The organism is Streptomyces sp. NBC_00328 (assembly GCF_036139655.1).
Lineage (GTDB): Bacteria > Actinomycetota > Actinomycetes > Streptomycetales > Streptomycetaceae > Streptomyces.
Genome location: NZ_CP108013.1, coordinates 6,178,104 through 6,196,680, shown reverse-complemented (window position 1 = coordinate 6,196,680; position 18,577 = coordinate 6,178,104). Strand labels below are relative to the sequence as shown.

At 70.4% G+C, this 18,577-nt stretch carries 15 protein-coding genes; 4 read left to right on the top strand and 11 right to left on the bottom strand.

What is annotated here, in order from left to right; translation table 11 throughout:
- Positions 1 to 48: 48 nt before the first annotated feature.
- From OG485_RS27255 to OG485_RS27225, 7 genes are all read right to left on the bottom strand, one after another.
- A complete protein-coding gene (locus tag OG485_RS27255; RefSeq protein ID WP_328671149.1) occupies positions 49 to 1,218 on the bottom strand; it encodes a hypothetical protein in 1,170 nt (389 codons plus the stop codon).
- On the bottom strand, positions 1,215 to 2,021 hold the full coding sequence (locus tag OG485_RS27250; RefSeq protein WP_328671148.1) for a PP2C family serine/threonine-protein phosphatase: 807 nt from the start codon (positions 2,019 to 2,021) through the stop codon (positions 1,215 to 1,217). The genes OG485_RS27255 and OG485_RS27250 overlap by 4 nt, the downstream gene beginning before the upstream one ends.
- A gap of 27 nt (positions 2,022 to 2,048) precedes the next feature.
- Positions 2,049 to 2,810 carry a vWA domain-containing protein gene (locus OG485_RS27245; RefSeq protein ID WP_328448780.1) on the bottom strand — a complete coding sequence of 254 codons (762 nt, stop codon included), beginning with the start codon at positions 2,808 to 2,810 and terminating at the stop codon, positions 2,049 to 2,051.
- A gap of 17 nt (positions 2,811 to 2,827) precedes the next feature.
- Positions 2,828 to 4,048, bottom strand: coding sequence for a hypothetical protein (locus OG485_RS27240; protein WP_328671147.1), 1,221 nt, complete (start codon positions 4,046 to 4,048; stop codon positions 2,828 to 2,830).
- A gap of 117 nt (positions 4,049 to 4,165) precedes the next feature.
- Positions 4,166 to 4,630 carry a hypothetical protein gene (locus OG485_RS27235; RefSeq protein ID WP_328671146.1) on the bottom strand — a complete coding sequence of 155 codons (465 nt, stop codon included), beginning with the start codon at positions 4,628 to 4,630 and terminating at the stop codon, positions 4,166 to 4,168.
- Positions 4,617 to 5,579, bottom strand: a complete 963-nt coding sequence (locus OG485_RS27230) for a serine/threonine-protein kinase (protein WP_328671145.1) — start codon at positions 5,577 to 5,579, stop codon at positions 4,617 to 4,619. Before OG485_RS27230 ends, OG485_RS27235 begins: the two co-directional genes overlap by 14 nt.
- 244 nt (positions 5,580 to 5,823) lie before the next feature.
- Complete coding sequence (locus tag OG485_RS27225) at positions 5,824 to 7,650, bottom strand: phosphoenolpyruvate carboxykinase (GTP) (protein ID WP_326785804.1); 1,827 nt, start codon at positions 7,648 to 7,650, stop codon at positions 5,824 to 5,826.
- A gap of 322 nt (positions 7,651 to 7,972) precedes the next feature.
- Here OG485_RS27225 and trhA point away from each other — a divergent pair, with 322 nt between their 5' ends.
- From trhA to OG485_RS27205, 4 genes are all read left to right on the top strand, one after another.
- Entirely contained in the window at positions 7,973 to 8,686 is a 714-nt protein-coding gene (trhA, locus tag OG485_RS27220) for a PAQR family membrane homeostasis protein TrhA (protein WP_328448790.1), read from the top strand.
- A gap of 168 nt (positions 8,687 to 8,854) precedes the next feature.
- Positions 8,855 to 10,420, top strand: coding sequence for an MFS transporter (locus tag OG485_RS27215; protein WP_328671144.1), 1,566 nt, complete (start codon positions 8,855 to 8,857; stop codon positions 10,418 to 10,420).
- Positions 10,421 to 10,425: 5 nt separating this feature from the next.
- Positions 10,426 to 11,088, top strand: coding sequence for a TetR/AcrR family transcriptional regulator (locus OG485_RS27210; protein WP_328671143.1), 663 nt, complete (start codon positions 10,426 to 10,428; stop codon positions 11,086 to 11,088).
- Between the two features lie 4 nt (positions 11,089 to 11,092).
- Complete coding sequence (locus OG485_RS27205) at positions 11,093 to 11,818, top strand: Mut7-C RNAse domain-containing protein (RefSeq protein WP_328671142.1); 726 nt, start codon at positions 11,093 to 11,095, stop codon at positions 11,816 to 11,818.
- Positions 11,819 to 11,848: 30 nt separating this feature from the next.
- Here the strand turns inward: OG485_RS27205 and OG485_RS27200 are convergent, their stop codons facing one another.
- The 4 genes from OG485_RS27200 to OG485_RS27185 all read right to left on the bottom strand — a co-directional run bounded on the left by OG485_RS27200 (position 11,849) and on the right by OG485_RS27185 (position 18,397).
- Entirely contained in the window at positions 11,849 to 14,113 is a 2,265-nt protein-coding gene (locus OG485_RS27200) for a galactose oxidase early set domain-containing protein (RefSeq protein ID WP_328674682.1), read from the bottom strand.
- Between the two features lie 143 nt (positions 14,114 to 14,256).
- Positions 14,257 to 15,462: a glycosyltransferase family 2 protein gene (locus OG485_RS27195; RefSeq protein WP_328671141.1), complete on the bottom strand. Its 1,206-nt coding sequence runs from the start codon at positions 15,460 to 15,462 to the stop codon at positions 14,257 to 14,259.
- Positions 15,459 to 17,138, bottom strand: coding sequence for an ArnT family glycosyltransferase (locus OG485_RS27190; RefSeq protein ID WP_328671140.1), 1,680 nt, complete (start codon positions 17,136 to 17,138; stop codon positions 15,459 to 15,461). The genes OG485_RS27195 and OG485_RS27190 overlap by 4 nt, the downstream gene beginning before the upstream one ends.
- Positions 17,135 to 18,397 carry a glycosyltransferase gene (locus OG485_RS27185; RefSeq protein ID WP_328671139.1) on the bottom strand — a complete coding sequence of 421 codons (1,263 nt, stop codon included), beginning with the start codon at positions 18,395 to 18,397 and terminating at the stop codon, positions 17,135 to 17,137. Before OG485_RS27185 ends, OG485_RS27190 begins: the two co-directional genes overlap by 4 nt.
- Between the last annotated feature and the right edge of the window lie 180 nt (positions 18,398 to 18,577).

Here is an 18,577-nt window from a genome sequence, read left to right as displayed (position 1 = left end):
GGTCCGCAGTGGCCCCGGCCGCCCGCGGCCGCCCACGGTTCCGGCGGCTCAGGCGTTCGCCACGATCACCGCCAGGATCACGATCGCCAGGATCAGCAGCGCCACCTTCAGCCCCGTGGGCCACGGCTCGCCCGGCGCCGGCACGGGCGGCGGCGGCTGGGCCACGCCGGGCCCCGGGACCGCCACCGGGACGTTGAACACGTCGTGCCCGGTGAGCGCCGCCCGGGTGCACCAGGGGCACGAGGTCAGATGCGAGCCGAACGCGTGCAGCGGGCGGGCCGGGCAGACCCGTACCAGCGCGCGCTCCTTGTCCAGGGCGCGCAGCCACGCCTCCGCGGGGGGCCGCGTGGCGGGGTCGTGCACGCCGGGGCCGAAGGCGGTGCGGGCCAGCGCGAGGAGTTCCGGCGGGAGCACGGAGGGGTCGACGGTGCCGCGCGGGATGACGACCCGTTCGGGGCGCACGACGTAGGAGATGCTGGCGGCGATGTTGTCCTTGACGGTCGACTCGGACGCGCTGTCGTGCGGGACGCCGCCGAAGGGGTGGTTCCCGGCCGTCAGGAGCTGGTAGACGAGGACCGCGAGGGCGAATTCGTCGGTGGCGCGGGTGGCGGGGCCGCCTGCCTGCCGCTCGGGGGACGAGTAGTCGGTGGTGTGCATCAGACACGGGAACAGCTCCCCGGTCACCGGGTCGCTGAAGGCGATGGAGTCGCAGTCGAGGAAGGTGACGAAGCCGTTGGCGTCGACGACGACATTGCTGCTGGAGAAGTCGCCGATGACGAGATTGTCGTAGTGCATCCGCGCGGTCATGAAGGCGAGGTTCCAGGCGACGCCGAGCAGGAAGCGCCAGTCGGCCCGGTCGGCGAACAGCTTGAGGCGCTGGGCGCGGGTGAACAGGCCGATGAGCTGGACGTGCTGGGGCTCGCCGAAGCGGCGCATGGCGTAGCCGAGGAACTCGCCCTGCGGGCCGCGGGCGAGGGCGGTCGGCCAGGCCAGTTCGGGCGGCTGCGAGGCGTCGGTGGGACGGGTCACGAGCGGGGACATGGTCAGCATCCGCTTCAGCCGCTGTTCCTCCTTGGGGCCCGGCGTCTCGCGGTACAGCTTGACGACGATGCCGTCGTCGCCGACGACCGGGAAGACGGCCGCCTGACCGCCGCCCTTCAGGGGCAGCTCGGCGAGGGTGACCGGCTTGCCGTCCAGGAACACGGTGCGGCCGCTCATGGCCGCGCCTTGAGCACGGCCCGCAGCAGGGTCTTGTCGTCGGCGTTGAGGGCGGTGAGCCGGTCCGAGCGGAGCAGGGTCCCCAGGCCCTCGTGGGCGCTCGCGGTCACCGGACCGGGGGCGTCGAGCGAGCGGAACACGGCCTCGGCGAAGGACGTGTTGGGGGACAGCGCGCCGCCCGTGGACCGGTTGAGCGCGGCCTGCGCCAGTCCGTCGGTGGACAGCAGCACCCCGTCGATCCCGTTGTCGGAGACGCAGTCGGTGTGCACCCAGCGGGCCGCGTCCGGCGAGGTGAGGAAGACCGTCTCGTTGCTGTACTCGCTGGCCGCGGCCGGCTGCGGCAGCAGATGGAACTGCCGCTCACCGTCCTCCGTACCGGCCCGCAGGACGACGAAGCCGTCCCCCACGGACAGATGACCGAGCCAGCCGCGCGCGAGCACGACCACGGTGAGCGTGGTCGCGAAGTCCGCCGCGTCGGCGCCCGTGCGGTCCAGGAACACCTTGGAGACGTCGTGGAAGGCGTCCCGCAGAAGCTCGCGCACCGCCTTGCCGGGACGCCGGTCCGCCGCACTGGCGGCCCGGCGCGCGAAGTGCTCGGTGGCCAGGTCGACCGCGAGCCGGGCGCCCTCCTCCGAACGCGGCCGGCTGCCCGCGCCGTCGGCGACGGCGAGGACCGCCACGGACGCCCTCACCGTGTGCGCGCAGGCGTCCTGGCAGGGCTGCCCCTGACGGCGGTGCCGGTATCCCTCGACGCTCATTCCGTGGATCCGCCACGGCGTGTCCCTCTCGTCGGCTTCGGTCATCAGTCAGGATTCCCATCGGGTCATCGGTCACGATTCCCAGGCCGGGCGCTGTGTCTTGAACTGGCTGAAGATCTTCTCGAAGACCTCGTCACCTGCGCCCTTCTGCTCGGCGTTGGCGCTCGCGGACATCATCTGGAGCAGCTCGCGGAACGGGAATCCCTGGAGCCGGGCGTTGAACTTCGGCGCGAAGGACCGGAGCACCTGCTCGCCCCGGTCCGTGATGCCGCCGACCCCGATCGCGTACAGCCGGAAGCGGCGGGCCTGCTGCTCGTCGGCGAGGACGGGGATCAACCGGTGCCAGGAGTCGGTGAGATGACCCGTGGCGTCGGTGGGCAGTCCGTCGGTGACGAGACAGATCTGCGGCCGGTAGTACTGGAGTCCGGAGGCGCGCAGCTCGGCCTTGCGGGCGGCGATGATGTTCATCGACAGTTCGAGGGCCTCGGTCATCAGGGTGACCCCGGCGGCGGCGAGCTGCGGCGGGTGGAACATGTGCGCCGGCACGAAGGGGCTCACCGGCGCGTGCGGGGGCAGGAGCTGGGGTCCGCGCCAGGCGGTGACGCCGGGCCCACCGAAGGTGACCACGGCGACCTCGACGCTGTAGCTGAGGCTGACGTCGTCGTGCAGTTCCCGGGTCCACTCGGCGAGCGCGTTGTTGAGCGTCTGGATGGGCTGACCCGCCATGGAGCTGGAGATGTCGAGGCACAGGACGAGCGGCAGCCGCTGCGCGTTGTTCTCGAACTCGATGTCGGCGTACTCCGCCGGCAGCGTGGGCGGGTAGTCGCTGTGCATGGGGATCTCTCCTGGTCTCAGGGCCTGGTGGCTTTGGCGTGCCGTCCGGCTGTGGGCGGGAACGCGTAGAGGACGTCGGAGTCCCGCTCCCCCGCCTCGGTGACGTCGACGAGTCCGCCGGGCGCGGGCGGCGGCCGGCCGGGTTCGGCCCACACCGCCCGGTACAGCACGTGCTCCACCTCGACGTAGCCCTGCGGGTGCAGTTCGGTGCGTACGACGGCGGGCCGGGCGGGGCCCGGTACGTTGCCGACGCGCCGTCCGTGGCTGCGGGGCGCGGGCGTGGCCCGGATGCGGGTGGTGGCCTCGTCCGGCATCCGGGCACGGGTCCGGGTGGTGGCCTCGTCGGGCATCCGGGCGCGGGGGCGGGTACGGGGACGGGGCGTCGCGGCGGCAGGTACGGCGCCGACGCCCTGTGCGGCGAGCGAGCGCCTGGACAGGGTGCCGACGGCGACGGACCGGGCGGAGCGGCGGATCAGGAAGAGCAGCAGGCCGAGCAGGAGGACGAGTACGGCGCACAGGACGGTGAGCACCGCGGTGGCGGTGTCCCAGCCGGCGTCGTCGCCCGGGTCGGGGGCGGTGCCGGGGTCCGGGCCGGTGTTGCCGCCGTTCCCGGTCGCCTGCTCCTGCTGCTGGTTCTGCCCCTGTCCCTGCTCTTGCTCCTGCCCTTGCCCCTGTTTCCCGGCGGCGGTCTCACCTGTGGAGGCCGCGGACGGGCCGGCCCCGGAGCCGCTGACGGTGTCCGTGCGGGAGAGGTCGCCGGCCAGGCCCAGGCGGACCAGGTCGGCCCCGGTCAGCGAGTCGCCCTTGCCGAGCCGGGCGCACAGGTCCCCCGTCTCCTTGGGGTGGCAGGCTCCGTGTGCGGCCAGCTCGGCCACGGTCTCGGGCTTCAGCGGGTCGATGACGGCGTCGTCCGCGACGAGCCTGCCCTTGCGGTCCGCCAGCACGAGAAGTGCCGTTCCGCCCTGCCCGGTGTGGACGCGCGAGGGCACTTCGACCAGGAGCCTCGCGCTGTGGGCCGACAGGGTCCGTTCGAAGGGCTCGCGGCGGTCGGCGGGGCCGTCGAACAGCAGGGGCCGGTCGAGGGTGACGCGAACCGTTCCCTCGCCGATCCAGTCGGCCCAGCAGCCGAGGTGCCGGTCGAAGGTGCCGCCGCACGGCTCGCCGGCCGCGGCGGTCACCGCCGGAGCGAACGCGGCCAGGAGTCCGGACATCATGACGAGGGAAATCCGACGCCGCATGAAAAGACCCCCCATGGCCCTTAGAAAACACCCCCGTGACCCTGAAAGGCACTCGCCCATAGTGGCGGAAACCGGAGGGTGTCCGGAAGGGTTTGAGAAACGCTGCGGGCATCACTTCTACAACTCGAACACCTGATGGCATCGGGTGAACATTTGTCTCGCCCGCTCCACCCAATCACTGGCCAAAGCATCGAAATCTGTTTGCGTCATTCGACAGGTCAGGGGAAGGTCGCACACTCCTGCGAGACAGGGACGCGGTCCCCGTACGTCCCATACGGACAGCATGGGGTGGAGCTGCTCGGTGTTCCACGCGTTCGACGCGGCGGCGGCGAGGGCCAGTTGGTCCTTGCGCAGGAAATGCCCGTCGGTCGCGAAAGCGACCAGCAGCCGCTTGGTCGTCATGAATCGGACGGTGACCATCCGGCCCGTTTCCTCCAGGTCGAATCGCATGGAGACGGAAACGGTGTCGGTCACCGTGTGGAAATTCCGCCTGGCCACCCAGGTCTGCACCAACTGCCGCCAGTGCGTTCCGATTTCCAGGATCTCCCGGCCGCGGCCGGGAAAGGAGTCAGGCGTCGCCACGGACCACCGCCTCGGCGACCATCGCGTCGGTCAGTCCGGCGTCGAGCAGCGCCTGGGCGTGCGACAGCAGACAGGAGGGTACGGACACGCTGGCGCTCTCCTTGCGGCGCTTGATCAGGTCCTGGGTGCACACCTTGATGCTGAGGGCGACCGTGGGCGGTGGCCACTCCGCCTGCCGGGGCTCCTGCTCCAGCAGGCCGGCCAGGAGCAGGTCCGGTCGGGGCCGGTCCTCGGGATTCTTGGCCAGACAGCGCGCGACCAGATCCCGCAGCGGCCCCGCGATGCCGTCGAGTCCGGGTTCGGCGAAGACGACGCGGTGGCGCACGGCCTCTCCGCTGCCGTGCGGCGGCCGCCCGGTGAGCGCGTACACCAGGACCCCGCCGAGCGAGAAGACATCGCTCTGCGGGCCCACCGCGGCGCCCTTGATCTGCTCGGGCGACATATAGGGCGGGGTGCCGACGACGACGCCGACCTGGGTGAGGCCGGGGGCGCCGTCCACGCGGGAGATCCCGAAGTCGATGACGCGCGGTCCGTCCGAGGCGAGGAGCACGTTGGCCGGTTTGAGGTCCCGGTGCACCACGCGTGCGGCGTGGATGGCCTGGAGCGCCTCGACCAGGCCCGCGCCGAGCCGTCGTACCTGCGGCTCGGACAGGGGACCGTCGGTCTGGACCGCCTCGGCGAGCGAGGGGCCGGGCACGTACAGCGTGGCCAGCCAGGGCAGTTCGGCCTCGGTGTCGGCGTCGACCACGGCCGCGGTGTAGGCGCCGCTGACCACGCGCGCCGCGGCGACCTCGCGCGCGAAGCGCTCCCGGAACTCGCGCTCCGCGGCCAGTTCGGGCCGCACCACCTTGACCGCGACCTCGCGCCCGGCGGGCGAACGGCCGAGATACACCCATCCCATGCCACCGGAGCCGAGCCGGCCCACGATGCGGTACGGACCGATCTTCATGGGGTCACTGACAGGCGTACGCACCCCGCCCACCTCATTTCGGGGGTCACTGCAGGATGTCAGGAGTGTCCCGCGAAATCCGTTCTTTTTCAGCCGTTCCGGCACGGGCAGGGCGCGGGGAACGAAAAAGCCGGGGTCCCGCACGGATGTGCGCGGAACCCCGGCCGGTGCTGTCACCGCGGCCGACCGCCGCAACGGTCGCAGGTCAGGGCAACTCGGGTCGGCCGCGGAGTCACAGGGGGCGTCAGCCCAGGCGCTGCACCAGGGCGCGGTACTCGTCCCACAGCTCCGTCGGCGTGTGCTCGCCGAAGGTGTTGAGGTGCTCGGGGACCAGGGCGGCCTCCTCGCGCCAGACCTCCTTGTCGACCGTGAGCAGGAAGTCGAGGTCCGACTCGGCCAGTTCCAGACCGTCGGTGTCGAGGGCCTGGCGGGTCGGCAGGACGCCGATCGGGGTCTCGACGCCCTCGGCCTTGCCGTCGAGGCGCTCGACGATCCACTTCAGGACGCGGCTGTTCTCGCCGAAGCCGGGCCACACGAACTTGCCCGCGTCGTTCTTGCGGAACCAGTTCACGTAGTAGATCTTCGGGAGCTTCGTCTGGTCCTTGTCCTTGGCGACGTCGACCCAGTGACCCATGTAGTCGCCCATGTTGTAGCCGCAGAACGGCAGCATGGCGAAGGGGTCGCGGCGCAGCTCGCCGACCTTGCCCTCGGCGGCGGCGGTCTTCTCGGAGGCGACGTTCGCGCCGAGGAAGACACCGTGGTTCCAGTCGAAGGACTCCGTCACCAGCGGAACGGCCGTGGCGCGGCGGCCACCGAAGAGGATCGCCGAGATCGGCACGCCCTTGGGGTCCTCCCACTCGGGCGCGATGATCGGGCACTGCGAGGCGGGCGTGGTGAAGCGGGCGTTGGGGTGCGCCGCGGGCGTGGCGGACTCCGGGGTCCAGTCGTTGCCCTTCCAGTCGGTCAGGTGTGCCGGAGTCTCCTCCGTCATGCCCTCCCACCAGATGTCGTTGTCGTCGGTGAGCGCGACGTTGGTGAAGACGGAGTTGCCCCACAGCGTCTTCATCGCGTTGGCGTTGGTGTGCTCACCGGTGCCGGGCGCGACACCGAAGAAGCCGGCCTCGGGGTTGATCGCGTAGAGGCGGCCGTCCTCGCCGAACCGCATCCAGGCGATGTCGTCACCGATGGTCTCGACCGTCCAGCCGGAGATCGTGGGCTCCAGCATGGCGAGGTTGGTCTTGCCGCAGGCGCTCGGGAACGCGGCGGCGACGTACTTCGACTCGCCCTGCGGCGGCGTCAGCTTGAGGATCAGCATGTGCTCGGCGAGCCAGCCCTCGTCGCGCGCCATCACGGAGGCTATGCGCAGGGCGTAGCACTTCTTGCCGAGGAGTGCGTTGCCGCCGTAGCCGGAGCCGTACGACCAGATCTCGCGGGTCTCGGGGAAGTGCGAGATGTACTTCGTGGAGTTGCAGGGCCACGGCACGTCCGCCTCGCCCTCGGCCAGGGGCGCTCCGAGCGTGTGCACGGCACGCACGAAGAACCCGTCGGTACCGAGTTCGTCCAGGACGGGCTGTCCCATACGGGTCATGGTGCGCATGGACACGGCGACGTAGGCGGAGTCGGTGATCTCGACGCCGATCGCGGAGAGGTCCGAGCCGAGCGGGCCCATGCAGAACGGGACCACGTACATCGTGCGGCCGCGCATCGAGCCGCGGAAGACGCCGCCCTGGCCGCCCTCGCCCTGGAAGATCTCCCGCATCTCGGCGGGGGCCTTCCAGTGGTTGGTCGGGCCCGCGTCCTCTTCCTTCTCGGAGCAGATGAACGTCCGGTCCTCGACCCGCGCGACATCGGTCGGGTCGGAAGCGGCGTAGTACGAGTTGGGGCGCTTGATCGGGTCGAGCTTCTTGAAGGTGCCCTTGCGGACGAGCTCCTCGCTCAGTCGCTCGTACTCGGCCTCGGATCCGTCACACCAGACCACACTGTCCGGCTCGGTCAGTTCGGCGATCTCGTTGACCCACGAGATCAGTTCCTTGTGGTTGGTCGGGACGGGAGCCGCGATGTCGCGCGCCACGATTGCTCCTAAATGAAGGGTTTTGTTTTGGTGCCCCGTGGGGGCTGCGACCCGGATGCTTCACGGTGATGGAACCCCTGGCGCTCATCCGGTGCCGACCGCACTCATTTGATGATCCGACCGGGCCGCGCATATGTCCAGAGGGCCTCACACTTGAGCGGAGTGAGCATCGCCACTTCCAGGGAGGTTTCCGCCCGCTCACCCGGGGTTCACCGCGAGTACCCCGCGGACCCCGTCGCCACCGTGAGATCATGGCCACTATTGCGGCCCGCTTGCGTGGGACTGACGCGTAACTTACGGTTCCGTAGGTACGATTCGGCGCATGACTGCGTCCGTCCCCGACGCGCCCACGGACTCGCCGGCCGCCGGCCAGACGTCTGTCGCGCACTCCTTGTCGGAAGAGATCAAGCCCAAGCTCCGCGGCTGGCTGCACCTCGGCATGTTTCCGGCCGCACTCGTCTCCGGACTGGTCCTCACCGCCCTGGCGGACTCGCCCCGTGGACGTATCGCCTGCGGGATCTTCGCCCTGACGGCCTGCCTGCTGTTCGGCGTGAGCGCCCTCTACCACCGCGGCGACTGGAGTCCGCGCATGGACGGTGTCCTGCGCAGACTCGACCACGCGAACATCTTCCTGATCATCGCGGGCACCTACACACCGCTGACCATGCTGCTGCTGCCGGAGGCCAAGGGGCAGTGGCTCCTGTGGAGCATCTGGGCCGCCGCGGCGGCGGGCATCGTCTTCCGGGTGTTCTGGGTCGGCGCCCCGCGCTGGCTCTACACGCCCTGCTACATCGCGATGGGCTGGGCGGCCGTGTTCTTCCTGCCCGACTTCATGCGCACGGGCGGCATCGCCGTCCTCGTCCTGGTGATCGTCGGCGGGCTGCTCTACAGCGCCGGCGGAGTGATCTACGGCATCAAGAAGCCCAACCCGTCACCGCGCTGGTTCGGATTCCACGAGGTCTTCCACTCCCTGACCCTCGCGGCGTTCATCGTGCACTACGTCGGCATCTCCCTGGTGGCCTACCAGCACGGCTGATCCCCCGACTTCCCCCCTTCTTCAGTGGCCGCGGCTCCCCAGCCGCGGCCACTGCGCGTTTTCCGGCCACCGTCCGGCCCTCGCGCCTCCGCCGCGGCTCCGCCCACCAGCTGTCTGAAAGTCGTACTCGATTGACATCACCTAGCTTTTGGGAGTTACTCTCATTTCATGGTGACTCTCACTCAGGACGGCGCCGTTCGGCGCGACCCCCGACGCTGGTGGGCCCTCGGGGCCCTGGTCGCGAGCATGCTCGCGCTCGGCTTCGACATGACGATCCTCAATGTGGCGCTGCCGACGATGGCCCGGGACCTCGGCGCGTCCACCGGGGAGCAGCAGTGGATGGCGGACGCGTACGTCGTGGTCTTCGCCTCGCTGATGCTCCCGGCGGGCCTGCTCGGCGACCGCTTCGGGCGGCGCCGGATGCTCATCACGGGCCTCGCGGTCTTCCTCGCCGGCTCCCTGGTCGGCGCCGTCGTCGACGACGTCACCTGGGTGATCGCCGCCCGCGCCCTGATGGGTGTCGGCGGCGCGCTGGTGATGCCGCTCGCGCTCGCCGTCCTGCCCTCGCTGTTCGGACCCGACGAGCGCACCAAGGCGGTCGGAGCCGTCTCCGCCGCCTCGGCGCTCGGTCTGCCGCTCGGCCCGATCATCGGCGGCTGGCTGCTGAACCACTTCTGGTGGGGCTCGGTCTTCCTGGTCAACGTGCCGATGGCGGCCATCGGGATCACCGCCTGCGCCTTCCTGCTCCCCGAGACCAGGGACCCGGCATCGCCCAAGGTCGACGCGCTCTCCACCGCGCTCACCGCGGCCGGCCTCAGCGTCCTGATCTACGCCATCATCGAGGCCCCGACCCGCGGCTGGGGCGACCCGCTCGTCCTCGGCTGCTTCGCCGCCTCCGTCGCCCTGATCGCGCTGCTCGTCGTCCGCGAACGCCGCAGCCCCCGGCCCATGCTCGATCTCTCCCTGCTCGCCCAGCGCGGCTTCCTGCTCAACGCCCTCGCCGCGACACTCGTCATGTTCGTCCTGTCCGGCCTGATGTTCGTACTGCCCCAGTACCTCCAGGCGGTGCTCGGACACGACGCGCTGGCGACCGGGGTCCGGATGCTGCCGATGATGGGCGGGCTGCTGGTCGCCTCCCGGGGCGCGCAGCCGCTGGTCGCCCGCTTCGGGGCGCGCTCGGTGATCAGCGCGGGTCTCGTCGTCCTCGCCCTCGCCGCGTTCCTCGGCAGCCGTACGACCGTCGACGACGGGTACGGCGCCACGGCACTGTGGCTGTCCGTCGCCGGGCTCGGCTTCGGTTTCGCCGTGGTGCCCGCCATGTCCGCCGCCCTCGGCGAACTCCCCCGCGACCGGGCCGGCAGCGGCTCCGGGCTGCTGATGACGGTGCGCCAGGTGGGCAGCGCGATCGGTATCGCCCTGCTCGGCTCCCTGCTGGCGAGCACGTACGCCGACCGTCTCGACACGTCCGCGCTGCCGCGTGCCGCCGCGAACGCCGCCGACGGCTCGGTGGTCGGCGCCCATGTGGTCGCGGACCGGCTCGGCGACCCGGCCCTCGCCGCCTCCGCGAACGCCGCGTACATCCACGGCATGGATCTGGTCCTGCTGGTCAGCGGGATCGCGGCGCTGGTCACCGCGCTGCTGGCGGCGGCGCTGCTGCCGAGCCCCCGGCGGGCCGCCCCGGCGCCCGAGGAGGACACCGCCATGACCCCGGCCCCGGCGGATGCCGGACAATAGGAACCATGGCCGCCACCACTCAGAGTTCCGCCCCCGCCGCGGAGCCCCAGCCGGGGCTCCGCGAGCGGAAGAAGATGAAGACCCGCGTCGCGATCCGCGAGGCGACCTACCGGCTGATCGAGCGGCAGGGGTACGACGCGACGACGGTCGAGCAGATCGCGGAGGCGGCCGAGGTCTCCCCGTCCACGGTGTTCCGCTACTTCCCGACCAAGGAGGACATCGTCCTCACGGACGAGTACGACCCGCTGCTGGAACAGGAACTGCGCGAGCGCCCCGCCGACGAGCCGTGGTTCGACTCGCTGCGCCATGTGATCAGGAAGGCCATCGGCGCCAGCAGCTCCGAGGACCCCGAGATCAGCCGGCTCCGGACGCGGCTGATGGTCGAGGTCCCCGCGGTGCGTTCCCGGATGATGGAGAGCATGTCCGTCACCGGGCGGCTGCTGAGCCGGGTCATCGGGGAGCGCTCCGGCCGGGACCCGGACAGCCTGGAGGTCCGGGTCTTCGCGATGTCGCTCATCGGCGGGCTGATGGAGACCTCCATGTACTGGGCCGAGACCGGGCAGGGGGACGACCTCGCCGAGCTCGTCGAGCGGACCGTGAACGTCATGGAGCACGGTCTGCCGCCGCAAAACCCGGGGGACCGGGGCGCACCCCGCATGACATCCTGACCGCGTGAACGGACCGGAGATCCACATCGAATTCGCCCCCGAACTGGGGCTGTTCGTCCCGCACGCCCGCCGTACGGGAAGCAACCCCGTCGGCACCGACGGCTCCTCCACCCTCGGCCATGTCGTCGAGTCGCTGGGCGTCCCGCTCACCGAGGTCGGCGCCCTGACCGTGGACGGGCGCGAGGTGCCCTTCTCGCACATCCCGGCGGCCGGCGAGTCCGTGCGGGTCCGCGCCGTCGAACGCCCGCAGCGGGTCCCCGGCGCGCCGCTGCGCTTCCTCCTGGACGTCCATCTCGGCACCCTGGCCCGCCGGATGCGCCTGCTCGGCGTCGACACGGCGTACGAGTCCACCGACATCGGCGACCCGGCGCTCGCCGCGCGTTCGGCGGCCGAGCGGCGCGTCCTGCTCAGCCGCGACCGCGGGCTGCTGCACCGCCGCGAACTGTGGGCCGGCGGCTTCGTCTACAGCACCCAGCCCGACGACCAACTCCGTGACGTCCTGGGCCGGTTCGCGCCCGAGCTGAAACCCTGGTCGCGCTGCACCGCGTGCAACGGCCTGCTCGCGAAGGCCACCAAGGAGCAGGTCGCGGACCAGCTGGAGAGCGGCACCGAGCGGTCGTACGACGTCTTCGCGCAGTGCGCCGAGTGCGGACGCGCCTACTGGAAGGGCGCGCACCACGACCGGCTGGAGACCGTCGTGGAGCGCGCCCTCGCGGAGTTCGGGACCTGAAGGACAGGTCCCGGCGTCCACGGATGACACTCAGCGCCTGATCAGATCCTTCGCCCCGCAGGCCAGTCGGTCCCCGCTGGGGTCGAGTCCGAGCGGATCGTCCTTGCCGTTGATCCTGAGGCGCCCGTAGTCGTTCTTCTTCAGCCAGGCGCAGCGGGAGGCCGTCGTCTTCTTCACCCCCTCCGGGAAGACCGTCGGCACGCAGATGTTGACCGTGCCGTAGTGGCGGTCGCAGCCCGAGATGGTCGTGGACACCTTCTGCGAGGTCCGCTTCCTGCCCGGCTCGGTGACGGCGCCTTCCAGCGAGTCGGCGAAGGCGTGGACGTGCGCCGAGGCGGTGTCCGCGGCGAGCGCGGACGGGCCCTGGAGATGCACCCACCTGGCCACCGAGGGAACGCCGTTGGCGTCGACCGCGAAGAGCATGTACCAGCCGGGCGGCGCCAGGTTGGGGTTGCTCGTCACGTTGAGGTCGACGTTGTTGCCGTCCACGCTCAGCGGCAGGTCCACGAACCGCTGGTTGGGGTCGGACGAGTGCGTCACCGCGGCGGGCCGGATCAACTCCGCCTTCACGATGGGCCGGTCGACCGTGATGCGCTGGGTGTCCCCGTACACCCACTCGTTGTCGATCACCGAAGTGATCGTCGGGCGGGTGCCCTTGAGGAGGTACGGCGGGGTGTAGATGGACACGTCGTGGTTCCAGGTGCCGTTGCCCGGGTTGTCGCCGGTGGCCATCACGCGGCCGTCGGGCAGCAGGAACGCGGAGGAGTGGTAGCCGCGCGCCTCCGGGTCGGCGGCCACCGGGTCGAAGGACGAGGTCGCCGGGTCGAAGAGCGACGCCTCGAAGACCGGGTCGGCGCGGTTGTGCAGTCCGCCGCCCGTCTCCAGGACCTTCCCGTCGGGCAGCAGTACCGCCGAGACGTACATCTTGCCCTGGCTGCCGGTCTGGGCGACCTTGCCGTTGCCGAGGTCCACCGTGCCCTGCGGTATCGGCGGGCCCATCGTGTACGCCGGGTCGGCGGCCTTGAGGTCGATGATGTCGGTGAGCCGGTTCGCGGCCGGGTTCGAGTCGATGTTGCCGCCGCCGAGGGTGAGGACCTTCTGGTCCTGCGCGGGAGGCAGCAGCACGCTCGCGGACTGGTCGCGCTCGTCCTTGTTCTGCAGGCCGGGGACCGCGGTCTGGGTGTTGGCGTCGTAGTCGTAGATCGCCGAGCCGGTGCCCGGGGTTCCGTTGCCGAAGACATGGCTGCCCGAGTAGAAGAGCCGGCCGTCCTGCATCAGGATCATCGACGGGTACAGGCCCCAGAACGACCACGTCTGGTTGACCTGCCACAGCGGAAGCCACTGCTGCTGGGCGTTCGACCAGCGCTCGGCGGTCACCGAACCGGACGAGTCCTCGCGCAGCCCGCCGAACGAGATGATGTCGCCGTTGCCCAGCTCGGTCGCCGACGGATACCAGTGACCGTCGTTGAGGTCGTTCGTCCTGCTGTACGTCTCGGTGACCGGGTCGAAGACGTACGAGTCCTTGAACCCCTCGTACCCATGCCCGCCCACGACCGGGAACGCCTTGTTACCGCTCATCACCAGCACCCGCCCGTCGGCGAGCTGGACGTGCCCGGCGCAGAACATGTCCTTGGGCGTGGGGATCACCTTGTACGAGCCGGTCGCCGGGTTGTACACCGCCGACGTGAACGTGCCCGCGGCGAAGTTCTCCTCACTGTTCCCGGAGCCCGCGATCAGCAGCACCTTGCCGTTGCTGAGGACGACGGAGTGCATGGAGCGGACCGGGTTCTGGGTCGGCAGGACCGTCCACTTCCCGTTCGCGCACTCCTCGGCCGTGCCCGTGCAGGTGGCCGGCGGAACGGGGTCGGAGACCTGTTCCATCGTGTAGTCGTCGGTGGTCGCGGAGCCCGTGCCGTACACGGAGACACCCCAGGTGACGCGGTCGGTGCCCGCCGGGACGGCCGGGGTGCGCACCGTCGCCTGGGTCCAGGCGGCCGCCATGTCCAGGGTCTTCAGGTCGGTCCAGTACTGCCAGCCCGCCGTGGTGTCGTGCCGGAAGAGCGTGATCGCCGCGTCGGGGGTCGTCGTCCTGTAGTAGAGCCCGAGGTCGTACTGCTTGCCCACGGTGACCACCGGCGCGCACGCGGCGGACTCGGTGATCAGCGCCTTGCGGTCGCCGTCCACCCGGCGCGTCAGCGTCACCTTCATGGCCTTGGAACCGGAATGGGCGTCGGTCACGGTCGCGAAGCCGAAGTCGTTGTCGCCCCAGCCGGACTTCTCCCAGCAGGACGGCATGCCGTCCGTGCCGTCGGTCTCGAAGCCCGGGTTCGTGACGAGGTTGGCGGCGGACGCGGGCTGCGGTGACACGAGCAGCAGTCCGGCGGCCAGACCTGTCACGGCCAGGAGTGACGTCCCGCGTCGCGGTCTCACCCGGAATCTCACACGGTCCTCCTCGCGGTACGGCCTCCGCGCCCGCTCTCGCGGCTGCGGCGCGGCAGATAGACCAGCGCTTCGGTGCCGGCGAAGCGCAGAACGAAGGTCGTCACCAGGGCCAGTGCCGTGGCGGACAGGGCGCCCATGCCGAAGCGGTCGACGAAGAGCGCGATCAGCGGGATGCGCAGCAGCAGGTCGGCGTTGGCGAGCAGCGCGAACCGGCCCATGCGGTCCCAGCGGTTGCGGTGCTTGCGTCGCTCCCGGAACAGCAGATGCTCGATCAGCAGGAAGTTCCAGGCCACGCCGAGCTGGTTGGCGAGGATCTCCGCCGGTACGTAGTGCAGTCCGGCGGCCGTGAGGGCGTACAGCCCGAGCAGGTTCGGCACGAAGCCGGTGGCTCCGATCAGCCCGAAGACCACCATGCGGGCCACCGGCGAGGCGGTGCGCAGCCCGACGAGATGGCGCAGGAACCGGAAGCCCTCCCGCGCGCTCGACTTGGACTCTCCCGCGAAGCGGTCCTGGAAGACGAACGGCACCTCGGTGACCTGGCGGGGACGGCTGCGTACGGCGAGTTCGAGCAGGATCTTGTAGCCGAGCGGCCGCAGGACCTCGGCGGTCACCGCGCTGCGCCGGATCGCGAAGAACCCGCTCATCGGATCGCTGATGCCCCGCAGCCTGCGCGGGAAGAGCGACTTGGTCAGCCAGGTCGCGCCGCGCGACACCGCGATCCGGTAGCCGCCCGCGAGCCCTTCCCGGCTGCCGCCCTTGATGTACCGGCTCGCGACCACGAGGCCCGCGTTCGCACGCTCCCCCGAGGCGATCAACTCCGGTATCAGGGAGGGCGGGTGCTGGCAGTCCCCGTCCATGACGACGATCCACTGGGAGGTCGCCGCCTTCAGCCCCTCCACGACCGCGCCGCCGAGCCCGCCCTCGGGCGTCTCGCGGTGCAGCACGGTCACCGGGAACGGACAGTCCCGCGCCGCCTCGGTGATCACCTCGGGGGTGTCGTCGGTGGAGTCGTCCACGAAGACGACCTCGCAGGGCAGCCGGACCGGCACCGACTCGGTGATCTGCCGCAGCAACTGCCGTATGTTCGCCGACTCGTTGAAGGTCGGTACGACGACGGTGACGGCGCCCGGCTCCGGGACCTCGGCGGCGCGTACGGCCGGATCGGCCAGTTCCTGCGGTGCGGTGCTCTCGAAGCTGCTCATCGATCGCCTCCGGAAGAACGGACGGTGGTGGTGGTGTCGTTGTCGTCGTGGTTGTCGTCGATCCGCCGGATCTCGACCCGGTCCTCGCCCGTGCCGAACGTGGCGACAGGCGTGGAGTGCTCCATCGCGGCCTTCACGTTCGGCAGGTCGGGCGCGTCCCGCCGTACCGTCGGGGAGGCGACCACGTAGTCGAGGTCCTTCCAGCCCCGCGGCATCGTCTTGGTGACCGCGGGGTCGAGGTCGGCCTTGTAGAACCAGATGACGCCGAGGCCGGGCCGGTAGCCGTCGTGCACGAGGTCGAGCCAGAGCGCGTCGTCGACCAGGACCCGGGTGTCCGCGGGGTCCTTCACCTCGGTCCGCAGCCATGAGGAGGCCGCCCGGTAGGGGGCGTTGGCGTCGGCCGTCATGGCGGTGCGGTCACCGTCGTACCAGCGGGGCACGACATAGGCGCCCGCGGCCACCACCAGCACCGCGGCCAGCCCGCGCCGGCCCCAGGTCACATACGTCCGCTCCTGCTCGGTCCGCCGTCTGCGCAGCACGGCGTGGGCCACGCTCGCGGTGCCTCCGGCGAGGACGAGGGCGAGGAAGGGGAGCGCCTGGATCACGTACATCGCGGGCAGGTAGCCGCTCGGGCGCAGCGCCACCACGGCGAGGACCGCCACGGTGAGCGCGGGTCCGGCCAGGGCGCGGGCCGTCACCGACCAGCGGAACGTGACCAGGAGCAGCAGCGCGCCCGCGAGTCCGCCGAGCGGCAGGATCCGGTCGTAGTACAGCCAGGAATGGAGGACCCCGTACGAGCCGGTGCCGCGTTCCAGGACGAATCCGGAACCGGGGCGGCTCATCTGGTAGGTGATGCCCTCCCAGAGCGAGACATGTCCTCCGCCGGGGAACAACTCGCCTTTGAGCAGGGCGAAGAGCGGATACGCGGTGCCGATCAGCACGCATGCCGTGACGGCCCCGGTGAGCGCGAACTTGCGGGTGTCGCGGTGGCTGTGCCGCCACATCGTGACGAACAGCGCGGGCAGGATGACGAGCATCGTCTCCTTGGTCAGCACGGCGGCGGCGCCCGCGAGGCCCGCGCCGAAGTGGTGCCAGAGATGACGGCTCGGCGAGGCGGCCAGGCAGAACGCGAGCAGCGTCCACATCACCGCGATGTTGTCGAGGAAGATCTCCCGCTGGAGCACGACCGAGAGCGGGGAGAGCCCGAAGAGGACCATCGCGAGCCCGGCCGCCCACCGCGGCAGCGACAGCCGGCGTGCGAGGACGTACAGCAGAACCGCGCTCGCCGCGCTGACCACGAGCATCGCGAAGCGCATCGAGCCCACCGTCATCAGGGACGGGCTGATGTGCGCGGGGATCCAGGTCAGCAGGGCTATCTGGATCCAGCCGAGGGGCGGATGGTCGTACCAGTACGTGTAGTGGGCCAGGCCCCTGCCGTGCTGGACGGCCCAGGCCTGGGCGAGGTAGGTGCCCTCGTCGTCGCTGAGGGCCGGATAGGCGGAGATGTTCCAGCCCTGCACGAGGAGGATCGCCGCGAGCAGCGCCGCGCACAGGATCAGATCGGCGCGCGAGCTGCGAAATCGCGGTGCCGCGAGGGACGTCGGGACGATTTTGGGCGCAGGAGGCCGCTGCGCGGGGACCGTGGGTGTGGTCGCCGCGGGAAGGGTGGAGGTCACGCGGGAACGTCCTCTCGGATCGCGTCGGTGAGATGCGCGCCGACGTGACTGGTCAGCTCCCAGTCGTTGCGGCCCCGTTGCTCACGCCAGACGGCGCGCACGGCGGCACCCGCCAGCAGCACCTGGTAGAAGGGGCCGCCGACGACGAGCTTCAGGTAGTGCACGAAGCGCACGCGAAGCCCGTACTGCTTGCCGAAGTCGTGCAGCCCGACGAGTTCGAAGACGAAGGTGACCAGGGCGGTCACGGCCGGCAGGAACGTGACGAAGGCGATCCCGACGGGCACGTCGAGGAAGAGGGCGACCGCCACGTTGAGGGGGATGATCACCCCGGAGACCGCCTGGAGGTACGGCGTCATCAGCGTGTAGCGGGCCAGCAACCGCTGCCCGAAGGTGGGCAGTTGTCTCCAGTCGCGCTTGCGGTAGACCTGGAGGAAGCCCTGGTTCCACCGGGTCCGCTGCTTGAGCAGCGACACGAGCGAGCCGGGAGTCTCCTCCTTGGTCACCATGTCGGAGTCGTACGCGACGACGACCTTCTTGCCGACGCTGGACAGGCGTACGCCCAGGTCGCAGTCCTCCGCCAGGCACTCGGGGTCCCATCCGCCGGCCTCCCGCAGGACCTCCGTCCGCACGAAGACGGTGTTGCCGCCGAGCGGTATGAACCCCTTCTGCGCGTGCAGATGAAGGCGCGAGCGGAACCAGAAGAAGTACTCCAGGCAGTTGCGCAGGCTGTACCAGCTGGAGTGGAAGTTGATGAGCTGCACCCCGCCCTGGACGACGTCCGCGCCCGTCGTGCGGAACGCATGGTCGACGTGGGCCAGCAGCTCCGGATGCACCTGGTCCTCGGCGTCGAAGACCCCGACCACATCGCCGCGGCAGTGCGGCAGGGCCGTGTTCATGGCCTTCGGCTTGTTCTTCGTCTCGTGGTGGTCGACGACGACCCGCACCCGCGTATCGCGCGCCTCCGCGCTCCGGGCCACCTCCGTGGTCTCCGGGTCGTCGTGACCCACGATCACGACGATCTCGAAGTCGGTGTGGCCGGATTCCAGCAGTCGCTGGATGGTGTGGTCGAGCACCGCCTGCTCGTGCCGCGCGGGCAGCAGCAGCGAGAAGGACAGGCTCTCACCCCCGTCCGGACTGCTGAACCGGGTGGAAGCCAGCACTTCGGGCGTACGCCACGCGTGCATCTGCCACCACAGGGTGAAGGCCGCCATGCAGAAGAGTGCCAGTGAGACGGCAGTGATGAAGACAGACGTCAGCAACAGATCCCCCCAGATCCCCAAACCCCGTCGTGACAGCACGTCATGGCTGTCACGACCCCACGCAGAAGCTATGGGCGATCTGTGAAGGACACGGGTTGTCCCGATGAAGAGCTTGTTTCATCACGCTCGGCCAAATTGCCGAACAAATCGCTCTCTGGGGGCGTTTGGACCGGTTGGGGG